The organism is Paenibacillus sp. MAHUQ-45, assembly GCF_058133325.1.
The window spans coordinates 18069-35610 of sequence record NZ_JBYUPV010000009.1 but is presented as its reverse complement, the minus strand read 5'-3'; the positions used below and the strand labels follow the sequence as shown (position 1 = coordinate 35610).

Sequence of the window (17542 nt, the reverse complement as noted above, 5' to 3'; positions counted from 1 at the left end):
TACGCTCGAATCCGGTCCTAGGAAATAAACTGATGCAGCTCAATATCATCCCAATTCAGGGTGATACGGATATTATCTTCCTCTACCAGTTCAGAGCCTGTCTGCACTTCAATAAACTCCACGTCCGTTAAAGCCAGAATGGCATGCTTGGTGCCTTCCGGAATGCGAACCACATCGCCCGCCTTTACGTTATACATTTTCTCATTCAAAACAATGCTGGCTTCCCCGCTGATAATGGTCCAGACCTCACTGCGCTTGCGGTGCAACTGATAGCTGATATTCTTCCCTTGTGAGATGCAAATCCGTTTCGTCAGCACCTCATTGCCTTCTTCATATTTCACATAGTCAATGACACGATAATGACCCCAGCGACGTTCCTCGTACATTGGGCGCTGATCAAACGACTTCAGCACTTCTTTGATCCGTGGGCTTTCCGCTTTATGGGTTACGAGAATTCCGTCGGGACTGGCAGCGATAATTAGATCTTTTGCACCAATGACCGTAATCGGAATATCCAGTTCATTCACGAGGCAGGTGCCTTCGGAATCAGCCGTAACAACCCCTTTGCCGACATGATTGCTGCTCATCTCTTCCGTCAATGTATTCCACGTGCCCAGGTCCTTCCAGAATCCATCATACGGCTGCACAACAATCCGTTCTTCCTTCTCTACCACTTCGTAGTCAAAACTGATGGAGGACAGCAGTTTATACTGCTTCTGCAGTTCCTCATAGTTGAGAGGCAGCCCTTTACGCTGCAAAATATCCAGCAAATAGCCAAGACGGAAAGCAAACACACCACAGTTCCACAGCGCATTGCGACTGATCAGCTTCTCCGCCTGCACGCGATCCGGCTTCTCCTGAAAATGGCTTACCTGCATAAAGCCGCTCGCCGCAGGCTCATCGGAGGTCGGGATGATATATCCGTATTTCTCCGAAGCATGCTCAGGCACCACACCCATCAGCGCCAGATTAGCGCCGCTCTCCTCCATCGTATGTTCAAGCTGGGCTACCGTTTCAAAGAAAGCAGCCTCAACATAAGGGTCCACTGGCAAAATAGCCACCGTCTCGGCAGGCGACACGCCAGCCACGGTATATAAATAGGCTGCTGTCAGCGCAATAGCCGGGAAGGTATCGCGGCGCTCCGGCTCAACGATAATCGGCACATGGCCTCCCAATTGGCTCTGAATCATTTCTACCTGTCCACGGCCTGTAGCCAGATAAGACGAATCTGCGAGTCCAGTCTCTTCGAGCTGCCTCCACACCCGCTGCACCATCGATTCCGGCTCACCTTGCGGGCTTTCCAGTACCTTCAGAAATTGCTTCGAACGTGAATCATTGGACAATGGCCAGAGCCTCTTCCCTGAGCCGCCTGATAAAAGTACCAGTTTCATAAGTGAACCCTCCTCATTCATATGGTAAAACGTAGCCATCCCTTGCTTGCTATATATGCGATATAGAAGGCCAATTGGGCTTCTATAAAGTAATCCCGGTAAAACAGACTCCAGCACATCAATCACTTAAAGCGAGCCTGCATGATGAATCTCTCAACGCCAAGATCGGTCTAATCCTCCCTTCCTGTCACCTGTATTCCATAAGCGAATAAACAGGGGAAGTTCACAAGGAGTGTTAGGATAAACATATTGGCGGGTAAAATTAATAGATAGTGATGATTTGGACGTACTTGCTAGTGCTAATCGGATAAAGTGTCGTTTGGTCATACTTGCTAGTGCTAATTGGATAAAGTGTCATTCGGTCGTACCTACTAGCGTTATTCGGACAAAGTGTCATTTAGTCGTTCTGGCTAGGTCCATTCAAACATAGTTTTTCGCTATTAAAATTCAAACAGAAGAGCAGGCGTGGTTTTGGTGAAGTTAGGACTTTAGAGCACAACTCTGCCTGCCCCCTCCCTTCCTCCGTCTTTTTTACTGTGAAGAAAGGTTCCTTCAATTAAGTGCATTTTTGTATCTTGTATTCCTCTAAAATAGGCAAATAAGGGAATTAAGAGCATTTTTGTACCTTATTTTTTAAAAAATCACTCCAAAAGGGCTATTTCGGAATATTTAAGGTACAAAATTGCCTTTAATTACTTCTAACTCTTAGCTACAGAATATTTAGAGTACAAAAATGCCTTTAATTGCACTTCGGGAATGATAAGTATGAGCTCTCACTAGCGGTTCTCCTGTACATCAGCTAATCACGAACTGCCTCTAGCGGGTCTCCTGTACATCAGCTAATAACGAACTGCCTCTAGCGGGTCTCCTGTGCATCAGCTAATACGAGCCCTCACCAGTGTTTACCCTGCATCCGCCGATATGAGCGCATACTAGAGTTCCGCCCTATGCGTCAGCCTCATCGACTCTAGGACTGCACTAGCCTAGCTAGTGCAGTCACACAGTCTCGCCACTTTAGCATAGCTAGCGCAGCCCCCTGCCTTACCAAACCGGCCAAGCTGGCGTAGCTCCTTAGCTTATACCGCGCCAGCGACGCTTGGCGAGTAGCCGCTCAAGCCGCCCATCTGGGGACGGCCTACGGAGTGGTACTCCAGGCCGGTACCTTCGATTTGCTCCTTGGAGTAGACATTGCGGCCATCGATCAGGACCTGGCGGCGCATGCTTTCCGCCAGTCGATGCAGATCGATATCCTTGAACACACTCCAGTCTGTCAGGAGGCAGATTGCATCGCTACCTGTCGCTACTTCCTCCGGCAGTCCGCACCAGCGGAGCTGCGGATGATCGTACTGCTGCCGGAAGTTGTCGGCGGCAATCGGATCATACAGCTTCACGGTAGCCCCCTCGGCTACCAGTGCTTCCACGATCTCTCGCGCCGGAGCCTCGCGGACGTCATCGGTGTTAGGCTTAAAGGCCAGCCCCCACACGCCGATGACAGCCCCACGCAGGCTACCAAGCGATTCATGCAGCTTAGAGATGATCATGAACCGCTGCCCTTTGTTGACTTCGACAACGGATTCCAGCAGCTTGAATTCATAATCAACGTTGCCGGCGATTTGGATCAAGGCATTGGTATCCTTAGGGAAGCAGGAACCACCATAGCCGATACCAGCTTGCAGGAAGGAAGAGCCGATTCTGCGGTCCATACCCATGCCTTGCGCGACTTCAGTGACGTCGGCGCCCACTTTTTCGCAAATATTAGCGATCTCATTAATAAAGGAGATTTTCGTTGCCAGAAAAGCGTTGGATGCATATTTGATCATTTCCGCACTACGGATATCCGTCACGAAAATGTTATCCGTAAAGCCTTGGTGCAGCTCGCGCATAAGCGGCTCCAGCGCAGCATTATCCAGGCCGATAATGATCCGGTCCGGGTGCAGGGTATCCTGGATCGCCGAGCCCTCGCGCAGAAATTCAGGCGCAGACACAACATCGAACGGATGCCGCGTATGCGTAGAGATGATCTGACGGATTTTCTCGTTCGTTCCCACCGGTACAGTCGATTTGGTCATGATGATTTTATAGCCTTCCATCGCCTGACCAATCTCTGCGGCGGCCCCTTCGATATAACGAAGGTCGGCTTCCCCTCCTGGCAAGGAAGGTGTTCCTACAGCAAGGATGACAATATCGGAGCGGCGCACCGAATCCCGGAGATCTGCGGAGAAGGACAGTCTGCCCTCCTGCGTGTTCATCTCGATCAGCGCTTCGATGCCCGGCTCGTAGATCGGGGATTCCAGTTGGTTCAGCTTGCCTATTTTCTCCGCATCCTTATCCACGCAGATGACTTGATTTCCATTGAGTGCAAAGCAAACGCCAGACACGAGGCCTACATAACCGGTGCCGATTACTGCCAGCTTCATACAATCATCCTCCTTTTAGAAAATTGACATATGCCTGTTCCACATACTGCTTGAACCGGGTCATAAACGCCTGCTCATCGAATTTCTGGGCATGACCGATAATCCCGTCGATGTTCCAGGCATGGTCCTCCACCTCGCCTATGGCTTCCAGCAGATCCTCGACCTCTTGATGGCGGAAGAAAACGCCGTTGACATAAGGAACAATCGTATCCAGCGCTCCTCCAGCCTGATAGGCAATAACTGGTCTTCCCGCAGCATTCGCCTCCAGCGGCGTAATCCCGAAATCCTCTTCCCCAGGAAAAACGAACGCGCGGCACTGTGCCATCAGCCCGGTAACCTCTTCATCCGCGAGCCGTCCCAGGAAGGACACATTGTCCTTCGCCATGCCTTCCAGACGCTTGCGGTCCGGCCCGTCGCCAACAATATACAGCTTCAGTCCGTTCCGGTTGAAGGCTTCCACTGCCAAATCAATTCGCTTATAGGACACCAGCCGGGAGACGATCAGGTAATAATCTCCGATAGCATCCGAGCTTGAGAAGCGGGACGTATTGATCGGTGGAAAAATCACATCCGCTTCGCGGTGGTAATAATTCTGAATCCGTGTCTTTACAACGGAGGAATTGGCGACGAATTGATTTACATTTTTGGAGGTCCGCTGATCCCAGGTCTTGAGCTGTTCCATATACACCTTGAGCAGCTTCTTGAACAGATTGGAATTGGACTCCCGTTCCATGTAAGTATCGTAATCCCAGGCGAACCGCATAGGCGTGTGGCAGTAGCACAGGTGGAATGTCGCCTTCGGCACCTCAATGCTTTTCATAAAAGCACTGCTGGAGCTTACAACGATATCGAATTCACTGAAGTCCAAATCGCGAACAGCGATAGGATACAGCGGCAGCACATTTTTGAAATTGCTTTTCACGCCCGGGATTTTCTGCAGCCAGGAAGCTCGGATGTCGGCATCTTTGAGGTTATCAGTCAGACGGCTTCCATTAAAAACCGTGGTGTATATCGGAGCTTGCGGATACATCTGGTGGAACACCTCCACCACGCGTTCCGCTCCCCCCATCTGAATCAGGTAATCGTGCGCTATCGCAATTTTCATGTGAATCATCCTCAAAGTTTTATGGAGCATCATGATCAGAAAGTCAGCTCATCATCAAATTGTCAGCTTCATGGGTTCGCTCCGGTCAAAGCCGAAGATTGATCAGGGGTGTCAGGTGCCTGCGACTAGACCTTTGTAGTAATCTACAATATCCTTCACCGTGTTCTCGATCACAAAATGCTCCTTCACACGCTTCATGCCGTGTTCCGCCATCACTCGTCTTTCATCCGGATGATTCAGCATCCAGGTAATGGCCTCGGCCAGAACGACCGGATCTCCGGGCTGAATTAACAACCCCGTCTGACCTGGAACTACGATCTCCACCGGACCGCCTTCATTGGAGGCAATTACCGGCAGGCCTGCTGCCATGCCTTCGACAATAACTTGGCCGAATGGCTCAGGGGTCACCGAGGTGTGAATCAATAAATCCGCTTTGGCCATGAGGCCCTGAATATCCTCTACATGACCTAACAGGCTCACATTGGACAGCTTCTCGCGCTCGATGGTCGTAATCAGCTCATTCTTATATTCCGCTTCACCGAACAGCGCATCGCCCGCCAGCCAGAACTTCACCCGCTCGTCGTGTTTGAACGCCTTCGCAGCTTCTAGCACAATGTGCTGACCTTTCCAGTGCGCCAGCCGACCAACCAGCAGAACATTGAAATCCTTGACATCCTTGCGACCGATTCCGATCCCGCTGCCGATGGCTTTGGCAAAGGCCGAGTAGACCACCAGCGTCTTCTTCGATTTCGGCAACTCCAAAGCGCTGAGGGTGGAGTGAGAGTTCGCGATAACGCCGTTCGGGAGCAGACGTGACAGCAACCGGATGGCTTTGGCAACCACTGGCTTCAAATATGGAGTACCGATATGATCACGGATATGCCAGATCAGCGGGATTTTCGCCTTCTTGGCGGCGATGGCTCCATACAGTGCCGACTTCAGCGAATTGGTATGCACGCAGTCCACCTTCTCCTGCTTCAGGATCGGTGCCAGCTTGCGTCCATAAGTCAACAGACCCAGCGCGGCGGCCGGAGCACCCAGATTCACTGCATTGCGGCCCCTTGTACGAATGCTCTCATCGAGCGGAATTATCCGCACATCAATTCCCTTTTCCCGCAGCCGATCGGCCAAGGTTCCTTCTTCCGCCAGAATCACCAGCGGCTCAATCTGTCCACCGATATTCGTAAGGATGTTGAACAGCGCGACTTCACCACCGCTCCACTTGGCGGTATGGTCGATGTAAGCAACTTTTAGCATCCTGCTGCCACATCCTTTTCGATCGCTTGCTGGAAGATGGATTCAACCTCATCCGCCACATGCTCCCACGTGTATTTCTCTAGCGCATGTTCCCGGCACTCCTCCCGGCTCGGGAGCAGCTTGCGATTCCCCAGCATGTGGATGATGCCTTCCGCCATATGCTCACTGGACGGACTCTTGAACAGCAGCTCTGGCCGGAAGCCCTGCAGAATTTCCCGATTGCCGCCGATCGGGGTCGCCATGACCGGTAGTCCGGTGGCCAGCGCCTCGACGGTGATCAGACCGAAGCCCTCCAGCGCCTGCGAGGGCACCACGAACATATCGGCAGCTTGGTAATAGGCAGCCAGGTCCTGATCGGGAATATAGCCAAGCAGACGAACCTTGTTGTTCAGTCCATAGTCAGCTATTTTCTCTTCCAGCTCTCCGCGCAGCGGCCCCTTGCCGCCGATCAGCAGTATTGCGTTCGGAAAGCGCGCCGAGACCTGCTTCCAGGCATCCAGCAGCTGCAGCAGCCCCATCCGGTTCACCAGCCTGCGCACGGTAAGCACCGTAGTAGCACCCTCCGGCAGGTTCAGCGCCCGGCGGATCGCCAGCTTATTGGTCGGCGGATGGAATCGCTCCACATTGGCTGCTCCGGGGATGATGACGATTTTATGAAGCGGAACCCCGTGCAGTTCATGCAGAATGTCACGGAACGTCTCGCTCAGCACGATGAATTTATCTGCGAGCTTATAGGCTTTGCGTTCGATGGATTTGGCGAGTGTCGTTTTGACCCGGTGCTTGATGCCCCGGCCTTCGATCTTCATCTCTTCATTCCACGGACCGTGGAAGGTCATGATTACCGGAATGCCGCGTTTCTTCGCCTCAATTGCTGGACCGAGACCATAGGGTGCAAAATGGGAGTACAGCACATCCACTCTTCCGCTGCCGCTACCCATCAGTTCCGCTGCCTTGCGTTGGAATGCATCCCTACGCTTCCATATACTGTCCTTGGGATCACCGGCATTGTGAATAATGAGCTGACCCTCAACCTGCGGTGTTTCCTGACTGCATATCAGGGCATGCACCCGGTTGCGAGAGGAGAGCTGCTCACAGATGGATTTGAAGTACGTATTAAGTCCACCAGGCTGTAATGACGGCCAGCTAAGGCCTGTTGTCATAATGTTCAATCCGTCATTGTACGGCATAACTTCTCTCCCCCTTCTTATCTTTCTCTGCCTGGGTCTGAGCCTGAATCTGCGCCTGGACCTCGACCAGTGTTTGATTCTGTGCCAGCTCATTATGCTTTGCCAGCTTTTTTGCGTTCTTTAATTCGTAATGCTTGAAGGCAACCATGAATTCATACATCACCCAAAATACGGATACGGCGAAACCCGCCATTCCCTTCTTGAACAGTCCATGTATAAAATATTTCTGCAGAAAACGCGCCGGAGGTCTCAGCAGCAAATGGCTGATCCGAAACGGCTTGCCGCTGTCATGGGCGCTTTGCGCCTCAAGGTCGGTATACTTGTTGAACCGGGCCACATGGTCATTAATGCTGCGGAAGCCCTGATGCCACAAAGTTCCTTTTAAGCGGACGGTATCCTTCTCGGACACATCCGGCATTTCATGGACCAGGCTGTTGCGGATGCCATATTGTGTGCGATTGTATAGCCGCACCAAGCGCTCCCCGCGATCTAGCCATCGACCCAGGAAATCCCCGATGCGGTATAACGAATAGGCCACGCCGGGATCGGATAACCCGGGCTTGCGTTCAAGAATATCGGCAGCCAGTTCGTCGCTGACCACTTCATCGGTATCAATAAGAAAGACCCAGTCATGGACGGCGCGTTCCACTCCGAATTCTCTTTGCTTCGCGTATCCGGGCCATGGATTAACGAACACCCGGCAATTCAGGCTCTCGGCAAGCCCTACTGTTCCGTCTTTGCTGCCTCCGTCGATGACTACAACCTCGTCGGCAAAAAGTCTGCAGGACAGAATGGCCTTGGATATGCGAGTTTCGTCGTCCTGAGCGATAATGACAGCCGAAATCGGGTAACTGCCCGGTCTGCCAAGCACGCTTGTCACTGAATCCATGGGGGGGTTCCTCCTTCTATTACTTAAGTTCTCTTGCCCTTAACTTTGGGCATCCGCAGGTTTCTTGCGAATGTAGGAATTCATCGTCGTCTTCATCCAGCGGATATCCTGCCTATTAATCAGCAGCCGCGGAATCTTGACCTTCAGGCTGTAGCGGATATTCAGAATGATGAAGCCAAACCGCAATACAGCCGACGAAAGCATTGCCGCACCGGCACCGAACAATCCGAACCGCGGCACCAGGATGAACAGCAGGGGAATCACCAGCGCCAAACCTACGCCTTGAAGAATGGAAACGAATTTCGGTTTGCCCAGCGCCATGAACGCCTGTGCAAGAATCAGAATGCCACCGCTGAGCGTAACTTCCAACAGCAGCAAGCGGAACACGGTTAGCGCTGTATTGAAGTCCTTGCCGTACAATAGCGGAATCACGATCGGGGCTACAAGCATCAAGAACAGCGACGCCAAAAGGGTGAACGTTGTGCTGATGCGGAAGGCCCTGAATGTCAGCGCGATAGCTTCATCCTTGGACAGCTCGGATGCTTTGGGGAACAGCACGATCGTAATCGAGGTCGAGAAGAAATTAACCATTCTCGACAGGCTGACCGCCACCGCATACAACCCCAGATCTGCTGGTCGCAGCAGACCAGCAATGATAATTTGGTCAATATAGTACGAGAACTGACCCAGCAGATCGTTACCGTATGAACCCATCCCATAGGTGAACAATCGCTTGAAGTTCAGGTAAGCATCTCTCATCTTCACCTTGTAGGCACGAAGCAGCGAGATCGTAATAAAGATGTAGATCGGTACAGCCGGCAACAGATAAGCCGCTGCTGTAGTAAAGGGACTGATGGTATCCGTGAAGATCAGAATTCCGATCATCACCAGGGTGAGCAGTGGAACCAGATACCGCATCCAGTTGAAGCGCTTATAGTCGCCTCTGAACTGGAACGTCGCATTGTTGATCTGCGAGATCACAATCAGTGGACACAGAAGCATGGACCATTGTGCGAAATGGACTACTTCCGGGCTGAAGGATTTCAGCCAGTAGGGCAGCACCACAACACCAACCACTGTTGCAGCTGCGCCAAAACAAAGTCCGATCAGCAGTGACATTCGGTACAGGATGCCAGCATCTTCCGGGTTCTTCTTGGCATTGTAGATCAATGCCGATGGAATGCCGAAGCTCATGCTGAACGCGAGAAATTGCGACCAGTTCACCATCGCAGTCTGCTCCCCGCGGCCTGACGGGCCAAGATAGCGGGCGGTTAGTACACCCGTCAGCATGTTCAGCACCAGGATCAGAATGCTGACGAACATGGTTTTCACAGCAGCCGAGCTATTGTCATTGCTCTTGATGAACTGCCGGACGGAGGACCATATCGAGCTAGTCGGAAGTGATTTTGCGTTCAATTGCTGCTGCATGTGGTGCTCCCTTCTTTCTGCTCTCTATCATCTCTTTGCCGCTGAGGCCAAGGCCAATCAGCATCCAGATCAGGTATCCCTTGAGTCCTGGGAACCCGTTATCAGACATCAGCGAGGCGATGGCTCCCATCCAAGCCGCCAGGGACAGCCGGGCGTACGGTTGCAGGCTGTCCCTGCTGGCCACCCTGGCAATAATCTGCTTCAGTACCGCTCCTAGTGCCCAGAAGAAAAACAGTCCACCCAATGCACCAAAGGTCAGCAGCAAGGCAATAAAGCCGTTGTCCATGTTGCCGTACTCACCTAGCTCACCGCCATTGCCGATCTTCGTTCCTTGCCCTACACTGCCGATTCCCTGCCCTACCGGATTAGAAGCAACCATTGGAACCATACGCTGCCAGAGGTCAAGGCGCTCATTATAGGAATGGTCTTCCTGAACAGAGCCTAGGGTCTCCATCCGTGCCACCAGCCCTTCTGCACCGGGAAGCTTGGGAACAATCCAGAAGAGCGCTGCGGCGACGAAGATTAGCTGGAGCAAGGTCTTCCATTTCCCCTTGGAAGGAGAAGATGCAATGTAGACGAGTAGCATGACCAGCAGAACCAGCCAGGCTGCACGGACCAATGTCGTCAGTAGGCATACTACGACGAGCATGACGCCGACCCAGCGGAATGTTCCCTGCCAGCGTTTCTCCAGGATCATCGGCACCAGTGCGAAGACGAGAAAAGCTGCAGCCGGACCGGGAGAATTCAGTGTGGAGAAAACCCTGATTTCCAGCGGAACCGGAAACCCGATCGAGATCATCTCGGCGTGATTCATCCAGAAGGCATCCCATGGCGGAACTACCAAATACTGCACGATCCCGTAAATCGAGACCAGGACAGCTATATTCGCGTAGTCGTACAACAGTCGGTCGATGTCCTTAGCGGTGAAACGCATGACTGCAAAGTAAGGAATCAGCATCAGCGGGATCAGGTAGTTGGCCAGATCATAGACTGAACCCATACCGTTCTTCGCGAGTCCAATCAAGGTTCCGTAAATCAGCGCGGTTCCGAACAGGAGAATGATCCGTGCGGATGGCTTGCGAATCTTGTGAACCTCCCGCAATACCGGAATGGCCAGTGTCGCCCCTGTCAGCAGCGGGGCCAGACTTAGCAGGGATACGGAGTTATACACACCTTCCGACCAGTCAGAGATCCGCCGCAGCTCCGGGGCGACTGCCCAGATTAGCAGCGTGTAGGCTAATAGCAGACGTGGCTTCAACAGTGCCAGGAGGAAGGCCGGGAATAATATGCCCGCCAGAATCGCTCCCTGCAAGCTGCTGGTGGGACTCAGCTTGGCACTGGCAAAGCCAATGACCAGTGGAAGCACAAGGCAGATAGCAGCTAGTGCCCAGGTGTTCCCGGCCGTCTTTAAGGTCGCCAGTGAAGGCAGGATTAGGCTATTCTCATTCCGGCTCATCATGTTTGTCTCCCCCTGCCTCCCTTAACCTTACCTCGCTTCCGCAGCTCCTTAAGGAGCAGGACCAAAAACTGTGCATCATCGACCAGATATCTTTTCCACAGCCGCCTTGGCTCCTGGCTCAGACGCCAGAACCATTCAAGGCCCGTGCGCTGCATAAAGCTGGGTGCCCGTTTCACCGAACCGGAGAGAAAATCGAAGGTTGCACCCACACCGATCGAGATCGGTGCCTGATAAGAGGTGTAATGGCGATAGATCCACTTTTCCTGCTTGGGTGCGCCTACCCCGACGAACACAATATCCGGGCGGCTCTCGGTCAGCATTCTCACAATTCGCTCATTCTCTTCCTCGTTATGCTCAAAGCCATAGGAAGGAGAGTAAGAACCGACAATATTCATGCCAGGATAAGCCGCCTTCAGGTTACGGATCGCTTTCTCCGGCACACCTTCGGCAGAGCCGAGCAGGAACAGCCGGTATTTCCGCTGCTCAAAGGCATTGCCCAGCCGACTGAACAAATCTGCGCCCGACACCTTCTGCTTAAGCGGCTTGCCGAGCATTTTCGAAGCCCAGATAAGCGGCATTCCATCTGCTACCACCGCACCCGCCTCTGAGTACACATTCTGAAATTCCTTGTCCTTGCGCAGCTTGATCACATGATCGACATTGCAGGTCAGGATGTAGGATTGACTCCGTTCCTGGATCGTCTTGTCAATGTAATCGAGCAGATCCATGAAATCATAATTATCAAAATTGACATCGAACATATTTACTTGATTCATCGTATCACTTCTTTTTGTGGGGATCGGCCTACCGTGAAGATCGATACAGGCAGTTCAGGTACCAACAGAACGGGATAATGAATTGGACCGTCGACAGCGTGTTGTCGGAGAACGAATAGATCAGAAACGCTGCAATAAAAAACACATAGTACGGTTTGACCGGCGGTGCCAAAGCTCTGTAAACCAGAAGAAATACAGCCAATAAGGAGAGCATCAACAGGCTGACGCCGATATACCCGCCATCAAAATAAAACCGGATGTACTCGTTGTGAGGAACGACAAAGCCTTTGTACAAAGAACCGTCATTCGCCACTGTCACTGCTCCCAGTCCTCTTCCTGCCCAAGGGGAATCCTCCGCCTTGTTCAGAAAATAGGTCCAGGCCTCTGTCCGCCCTGACAGATCCACTCCTGTCTCCGTCGTCCGTTCAAAAGAACGCTTCTTGAGATTGTCGAGCTGCATATATACAGCGGCAAAGATCAGGAGGAACGAACAGAGCAGCGGAATCAGGTACAGGGTTTTCCCTTTCAAATATTGCTTCAGAATATCGTAGAAGTAGTAAAGGACCATAAGGCCCAGGGCCAGAATCGGCCCCCGTGTTCCTGTTCCGATCAGAATGAAGAAGTTCAGACCTAGCAGGGTGTAAAAGAACTTGGCACGCTGCGGACAGCGTTTGATCTCAATAAACGGGATGGCGACTCCCAGAAAGGCCAACATCGCCAGATGCGAAGGAATGTTGGCACCCTGCACCCGCACCGCTCCTGTGAATTCAACATCAAAGAAGGAATGTAGATGTGCAGCTTGCAGCAGCGCTCCGGCCAGCAAGCTGACCAGCGGCAGCAGGCAAATGATACGAATCTGCTGCTCGGCGACTTCCTTTTTCCAGTTGATCAATAGAAACACAAAGGGAAGCGACAGACCGATAAACGCCTTGACAGCGATGGATGAGGTCATCTGCGGCAACCAGATCGAGAACCCGAAGGTAATGAACACCAGTGCGAGTAAGGCCCATAAGGGCTGACTCAGCTTGAAGCGCAGACCATTCACCAGAATACACGGCACTAGCAAAGCCAGAATGGCCAGCTTGTAGAGCGACAGAATCTCTATCCCGAACAGGCTACCCTCATACAGAAAGTTGACAGAGATTGCTGTTGTCAGCAGTACAAAATAGCTGATCCATTCCGGACGCGCGATCGAGATTCCCAGCAGAATAATCAGCAGTACAACTGCGGCTGCAAGCACCGGCTGGTAGATTACCACTGTTCCCAAAAGCAGGGCGGAGATGAGATAGAGCATCCCATACGGCACAGCGCCTGCTTTGAAGCCCCATCCAAAATTAGTCATGTCCTTCCCCTCACCCCGCTGCGGATTCTCTCTTCCGATTCCAGATCATGTGCAGGGTTCCCCGGATGCTCTCCAGTCTGCACTTGTTCAAAAGTCGTCTTCCCCGGCCCCGGGAAAGAACCGAATCCACCATGATGTACAGCACTTTCGCGGCTGTTGTTCCCAGCAGAACCACCCGGTCCTTCAAGCTTTCGCTTTTCATCGCATTGGAAATGCCCTGGCTATAATAGCGTTTCAGAATCCAGTCCTCGGTCAAACGACTCTTCGGCACAAAATGGTCCACCGCCATGTCCGGATGGTACAGGATCTTATGCCTTTGACGCTGAATTTGCCCGAACAACCAGGTCTCCTCACCGGACAACAGGGATTCACCCTTGCGGCCCAGATCCAGTGGAAACAGACTGATATCAAAGACTGTCTTACGCATAGCCATATTGGCTCCGCAGGGATGCAGGCGGCCCGGATACTCCTTCATCCTGTTGCCGAGATCGACAATGGTGTAAGGTAGCTCGAACGGCTTGATTAGCCAGTCCGGCCGGTCTGTCTCGAAGATCGGAGCAATTTTACCTCCCATGGCCATTACTTCCGGCCGTTCCTCAAAGGTGGATACAATCGTTGTAATCCACGCCCGGCATGGAATAGCATCATCGTCCAGAAAAGCAATGAGGGAGGATTTGGAGGCCAGTATTCCTGTATTTCGAGCAGCTGACAACCCTTGCATCGGTTCGAAAATGTAGCGAATATCCATCTCTGTCCTGTAATCTTCGATAAACGTCCTGACCAGGGACGCCGTATCATCCTTTGAGCGGTTATCCACCACGATGATCTCTGCTTGCTCCAGATTCTCCAGCGGTACCAGAGAATGGAGGGTCTTGATCAGTAGAGCAGCCCGGTTATATGTGCAAATGATGATGGAAATCTTGGGAGCGACTCCGTGTTTACGCATCGGCATTCACCTAATTTCCACAAGATTAATAAGCGTCTTTGGACCCCAGTAGCATGAGGCCGGTCTTCAAGATAATTTTCAAATCCAGCATCGTGCTGCGGATATGAATATAAGTCAAATCAAGCTGCACCATCTCGTCGAAGCCGACACTGTTGCGGGCATTGACTTGCCAGTAACCTGTGCAGCCCGGTGTGACGGTAAGGCGCTGTTTGTCATATTCCGTATACTGCGCCACTTCTTCCGGGAGCGGCGGACGGGGACCTACCAGGCTCATATGGCCTAGCAGCACGTTCCACAGCTGCGGCAGTTCATCGATGCTCGTCTTGCGCAGGAATCTTCCTGTCCGTGTGATCCGCGGATCGTTCTTGATCTTGAACATCGCTCCGCTTACCTCGTTATAGGCCAGCAGTTTCTCCTTCAACTCCTCGGCGTTAGATACCATGGATCTGAATTTGTACATTGGAAACTGCTTTTCGTGCTTGCCTACACGGTACTGCCGGAAGAATACTTTCCCCTTGGGGTCTTCCAGCTTGATCATAGCAGCCACTACCAGGAACAGCGGCAGCAAGACGAGAAGGCCAAGGGCAGAACCGACGATATCGATCACCCGTTTCATAACCAGATAGGAATCGGAATCTTTCGCTTCCTCCTTGGCATGCAGCATGTAAAGTTTCGGCAGGACGTAGTCATAGTCTTCCGGCAGTTTTTGCATGCTCAACACTCCTCATGTTCAGAATTTTGTTAGCTCCGCCGGATCATTCCGGCGGGTTCGGCTTATCCTGTCAGGGTGGTCTGTCCGGCTTTGCTAAGCCATTCCGCCATGGCATCCATCACGGGGTAGCGCAGATCCTCGTTTTGTAGCGCGAATTCCAAGGTAGTCAATATATACCCAAGCCGTTCGCCAACATCATATCTTGTACCGTCGAAGTTATACGCGTACACGCGCTCACTCTGGTTCAGCTTCTGAATGGCATCCGTCAATTGAATCTCGCCACCAGCACCTGTTTCCTGCAGATCCAGGTACTTGAAAATCTTCGGTGTAAACACGTAACGACCCATAATCGCCAGATTAGAAGGGGCGGTGCCCAGCGGTGGCTTCTCTACAAAGTTGTTCACCCGATACAGCTGCCCATCCTGGAAATCAGGCTCGATAATCCCGTAGCGGCTCGTTAATTCTTCCGCAATTTCCTGCACGCCGATTACCGAATTCTGCGTCTCTTCATACTGGTCAATCAGTTGCTTCAAACATGGAGTTCTGCCAGTGACAATATCATCGCCTAGCATTACACCAAAGGGCTCGTCACCAATGAAACGTCTGGCACACCACACCGCATGGCCCAGGCCCTTCGGTTCCTTTTGGCGGATATAATGTATCTCCACCTTGGCAGAACGCTGAACCTCCTTCAGCAGCTCCAGCTTACCGTCCTCCAGCAGGCGGGACTCCAGTTCAAATGCATTGTCAAAATGATCTTCAATGGCTCTCTTCCCTTTACCGGTAACAATGATGATGTCCTCAATGCCGGAGGCAATGGCTTCCTCCACGATGTACTGAATCGTGGGCTTATTAATAATGGGAAGCATCTCCTTAGGCATGGCCTTCGTGGCAGGAAGAAAGCGCGTACCCAGACCTGCTGCAGGGATAATTACTTTTTTCACCTTTTTCATCGCACTCTACCTCCTAAAAGTTTGGATAGCCTGAATGTATCGTTATTTACTCTGGTTCATGGTAATACCGAGAATCTTGGAGCCAGTCTGCTCCAGCAGCGCCTTCAACTTGCGTAATGAATCACGCTTGGTCTTTCCATACTTGGCGACAAGGATCACTCCATCTGCCTGGGGTGCCAGAATGCGGGCGTCACTGTACGCAACGGCTGGGGGCGAATCTACCAGAATGAGATCATGACTGTCTTTTAGCACCTTCAGCAATGCGGCCAGCTTATCACTGCCCAACAGATCTGGTGGACTAACTACGGCGTACCCTGCCGGGATGACAGTAAGATTATCGAGCTTCCCCAGAACAGGAATCTCATCCGCTTCCTTCAGCCCATCGAGATAAGCCGCGAGCCCTTCGCCGCCGTCTACCCCGAATACGGTATGAAGTCCCGGATTTCGTAGATTACAGTCGACCACTGCCACTTTCTTGCCATCCTGCACAAAGGATACCGCGAGGTTCGACAGAATTGTTGTCTTGCCTTCGCCCCTCTCTGCCGAGGTAAAGAGCAGCACTTGGCCACCGTTTTGGTGCAGTAATCCAAGCTGTCGGATATAGGTGCGTAGTGAACGGAATGATTCCGAAATATGTGAAGAAGGATTAACGTCTGCAATCAAACTGCTATTTAGCGGCAGCATAGGTGCCCTCCCCTACTTTCTCATTGACGCCGACACCCTTGGTCAGATCGCGCTTGCGAATGGCCGGGATGCTGGCGATGACCGGAAGACCAATCTCAATCTCTGCTTCCTTCTCCGAGCGGAGCGTGCTGTTCAGCGTCTCCATAAGGAGAATGATGCCGAGCGCTGCCATGAGCGAAACGACAAAGCTGATGACAATATTCATCAGGAATCCTGCATTCGCTGCAATTGGCTTGTTGGCCGGATCAGCTGGTGTCAGAAGCGTCACATTATCCAGCTTCATCAGTGATGGCAGGCTGTGGATGAAGGTCTGCGACACAGCATTTACGATGCCGGCAGCTTTGGTGTAGTTCTCATCCTCCACACTGAGATTAATCACCTGGCTTTTGTCCGATGATTTGATCTCCAGCTTCTTTCTCAGCTTCTCTTGCGTCAGGCCGAATTCAGGATGGTCCGCCACAACCTCCTTCAGGATCGTTGGAGATTTGATGATCTCCTTGTAGCTCTCGATGAGATTGAGACTGAAGTTCAACTCGTTGAGATTGCTACCTGCGGGCACATTTGCAATGTTGTTAACAAGCAACTGTCCGGAGGCGGAGTAGACGGGTACAACGAAGTTCTTGCTAACGTAGAGTGTTGTGGCACAGGAGATCAATACAAATACCGTAATCAGCCATAACCTTTTCTTGATCAAGTGAATATAGTCCAGAATCGTCTTTTCCACAGTAACCCTCCTTCCGCATAAAATGCTTTGAAAGCATCCATGAAATTTTCAGTTAACTTACTTTTATTCTACCGATCACTTCTTGTCCCCACATGGGCCATATCTTTACTTTCCGCTTCACTTTCGGATAAGGTTGTATACACCTTTAGAGGGGGGAGTGGTATACTTTAGTGCCATATCGCTAAAATAAACCACTGTTCAGAAATTGTTCAGCTTATGATGCTACGCTTTGTAGGCATAAAAAAAACACGGACCCGGTGTCCGTGTTCTTC

General features: G+C 51.8%; 15 protein-coding genes. All 15 read right to left on the bottom strand.

Annotated features, from left to right (window positions below):
* Positions 1-17 precede the first annotated feature (17 nt).
* Complete coding sequence (locus AC3Y23_RS19340; protein WP_379201967.1) at positions 18-1391, bottom strand: sugar phosphate nucleotidyltransferase; 1374 nt, start codon at positions 1389-1391, stop codon at positions 18-20.
* 1076 nt (positions 1392-2467) lie between these two features.
* The gene (locus AC3Y23_RS19335) at positions 2468-3808 is read right to left on the bottom strand and encodes a UDP-glucose dehydrogenase family protein (RefSeq protein ID WP_379201965.1); all 1341 of its coding nucleotides are present in this window, start codon (positions 3806-3808) and stop codon (positions 2468-2470) included.
* A gap of 4 nt (positions 3809-3812) precedes the next feature.
* Complete coding sequence (locus AC3Y23_RS19330; protein ID WP_379201963.1) at positions 3813-4913, bottom strand: glycosyltransferase; 1101 nt, start codon at positions 4911-4913, stop codon at positions 3813-3815.
* Between the two features lie 111 nt (positions 4914-5024).
* Positions 5025-6170 (bottom strand): glycosyltransferase family 4 protein, encoded by a 1146-nt coding sequence (locus AC3Y23_RS19325; protein WP_379201961.1) that lies wholly within the window; start codon positions 6168-6170, stop codon positions 5025-5027.
* Complete coding sequence (locus AC3Y23_RS19320) at positions 6164-7357, bottom strand: glycosyltransferase family 4 protein (protein WP_379201958.1); 1194 nt, start codon at positions 7355-7357, stop codon at positions 6164-6166. Before AC3Y23_RS19320 ends, AC3Y23_RS19325 begins: the two co-directional genes overlap by 7 nt.
* Positions 7344-8246 (bottom strand): glycosyltransferase family 2 protein, encoded by a 903-nt coding sequence (locus tag AC3Y23_RS19315; RefSeq protein WP_379201956.1) that lies wholly within the window; start codon positions 8244-8246, stop codon positions 7344-7346. Before AC3Y23_RS19315 ends, AC3Y23_RS19320 begins: the two co-directional genes overlap by 14 nt.
* Before the next feature lie 39 nt (positions 8247-8285).
* Complete coding sequence (locus AC3Y23_RS19310; RefSeq protein ID WP_379201954.1) at positions 8286-9674, bottom strand: lipopolysaccharide biosynthesis protein; 1389 nt, start codon at positions 9672-9674, stop codon at positions 8286-8288.
* Positions 9637-11133, bottom strand: coding sequence for an O-antigen ligase family protein (locus AC3Y23_RS19305; protein ID WP_379201952.1), 1497 nt, complete (start codon positions 11131-11133; stop codon positions 9637-9639). Before AC3Y23_RS19305 ends, AC3Y23_RS19310 begins: the two co-directional genes overlap by 38 nt.
* Positions 11130-11909, bottom strand: coding sequence for a WecB/TagA/CpsF family glycosyltransferase (locus AC3Y23_RS19300; protein WP_379201950.1), 780 nt, complete (start codon positions 11907-11909; stop codon positions 11130-11132). The genes AC3Y23_RS19305 and AC3Y23_RS19300 overlap by 4 nt, the downstream gene beginning before the upstream one ends.
* A 28-nt stretch (positions 11910-11937) precedes the next feature.
* Entirely contained in the window at positions 11938-13251 is a 1314-nt protein-coding gene (locus AC3Y23_RS19295) for an O-antigen ligase family protein (protein WP_379201948.1), read from the bottom strand.
* 10 nt (positions 13252-13261) lie between these two features.
* Positions 13262-14197, bottom strand: a complete 936-nt coding sequence (locus AC3Y23_RS19290; RefSeq protein ID WP_379201946.1) for a glycosyltransferase — start codon at positions 14195-14197, stop codon at positions 13262-13264.
* Between the two features lie 25 nt (positions 14198-14222).
* Positions 14223-14915 (bottom strand): sugar transferase, encoded by a 693-nt coding sequence (locus tag AC3Y23_RS19285; protein ID WP_379202413.1) that lies wholly within the window; start codon positions 14913-14915, stop codon positions 14223-14225.
* 56 nt (positions 14916-14971) lie between these two features.
* Positions 14972-15862, bottom strand: a complete 891-nt coding sequence (gene galU, locus AC3Y23_RS19280; protein ID WP_379201943.1) for a UTP--glucose-1-phosphate uridylyltransferase GalU — start codon at positions 15860-15862, stop codon at positions 14972-14974.
* Between the two features lie 42 nt (positions 15863-15904).
* Positions 15905-16546 (bottom strand): CpsD/CapB family tyrosine-protein kinase, encoded by a 642-nt coding sequence (locus tag AC3Y23_RS19275; protein WP_379201941.1) that lies wholly within the window; start codon positions 16544-16546, stop codon positions 15905-15907.
* The gene (locus AC3Y23_RS19270) at positions 16530-17270 is read right to left on the bottom strand and encodes a YveK family protein (protein WP_379201939.1); all 741 of its coding nucleotides are present in this window, start codon (positions 17268-17270) and stop codon (positions 16530-16532) included. The genes AC3Y23_RS19275 and AC3Y23_RS19270 overlap by 17 nt, the downstream gene beginning before the upstream one ends.
* Positions 17271-17542: the final 272 nt, after the last annotated feature.

Excerpts from the sequence above, each read along its gene's own strand:
- AC3Y23_RS19340 (WP_379201967.1), bottom strand. The coding sequence starts at position 1,391 with ATGAAACTGGTACTTTTATCAGGCGGCTCAGGGAAGAGGCTCTGGCCA.
- AC3Y23_RS19335 (WP_379201965.1), bottom strand. The coding sequence starts at position 3,808 with ATGAAGCTGGCAGTAATCGGCACCGGTTATGTAGGCCTCGTGTCTGGC.
- AC3Y23_RS19330 (WP_379201963.1), bottom strand. The coding sequence starts at position 4,913 with ATGAAAATTGCGATAGCGCACGATTACCTGATTCAGATGGGGGGAGCG.
- AC3Y23_RS19325 (WP_379201961.1), bottom strand. The coding sequence starts at position 6,170 with ATGCTAAAAGTTGCTTACATCGACCATACCGCCAAGTGGAGCGGTGGT.
- AC3Y23_RS19320 (WP_379201958.1), bottom strand. The coding sequence starts at position 7,357 with ATGCCGTACAATGACGGATTGAACATTATGACAACAGGCCTTAGCTGG.
- AC3Y23_RS19315 (WP_379201956.1), bottom strand. The coding sequence starts at position 8,246 with ATGGATTCAGTGACAAGCGTGCTTGGCAGACCGGGCAGTTACCCGATT.
- AC3Y23_RS19310 (WP_379201954.1), bottom strand. The coding sequence starts at position 9,674 with ATGCAGCAGCAATTGAACGCAAAATCACTTCCGACTAGCTCGATATGG.
- AC3Y23_RS19305 (WP_379201952.1), bottom strand. The coding sequence starts at position 11,133 with ATGATGAGCCGGAATGAGAATAGCCTAATCCTGCCTTCACTGGCGACC.
- AC3Y23_RS19300 (WP_379201950.1), bottom strand. The coding sequence starts at position 11,909 with ATGAATCAAGTAAATATGTTCGATGTCAATTTTGATAATTATGATTTC.
- AC3Y23_RS19295 (WP_379201948.1), bottom strand. The coding sequence starts at position 13,251 with ATGACTAATTTTGGATGGGGCTTCAAAGCAGGCGCTGTGCCGTATGGG.
- AC3Y23_RS19290 (WP_379201946.1), bottom strand. The coding sequence starts at position 14,197 with ATGCGTAAACACGGAGTCGCTCCCAAGATTTCCATCATCATTTGCACA.
- galU (WP_379201943.1), bottom strand. The coding sequence starts at position 15,862 with ATGAAAAAGGTGAAAAAAGTAATTATCCCTGCAGCAGGTCTGGGTACG.
- AC3Y23_RS19275 (WP_379201941.1), bottom strand. The coding sequence starts at position 16,546 with ATGCTGCCGCTAAATAGCAGTTTGATTGCAGACGTTAATCCTTCTTCA.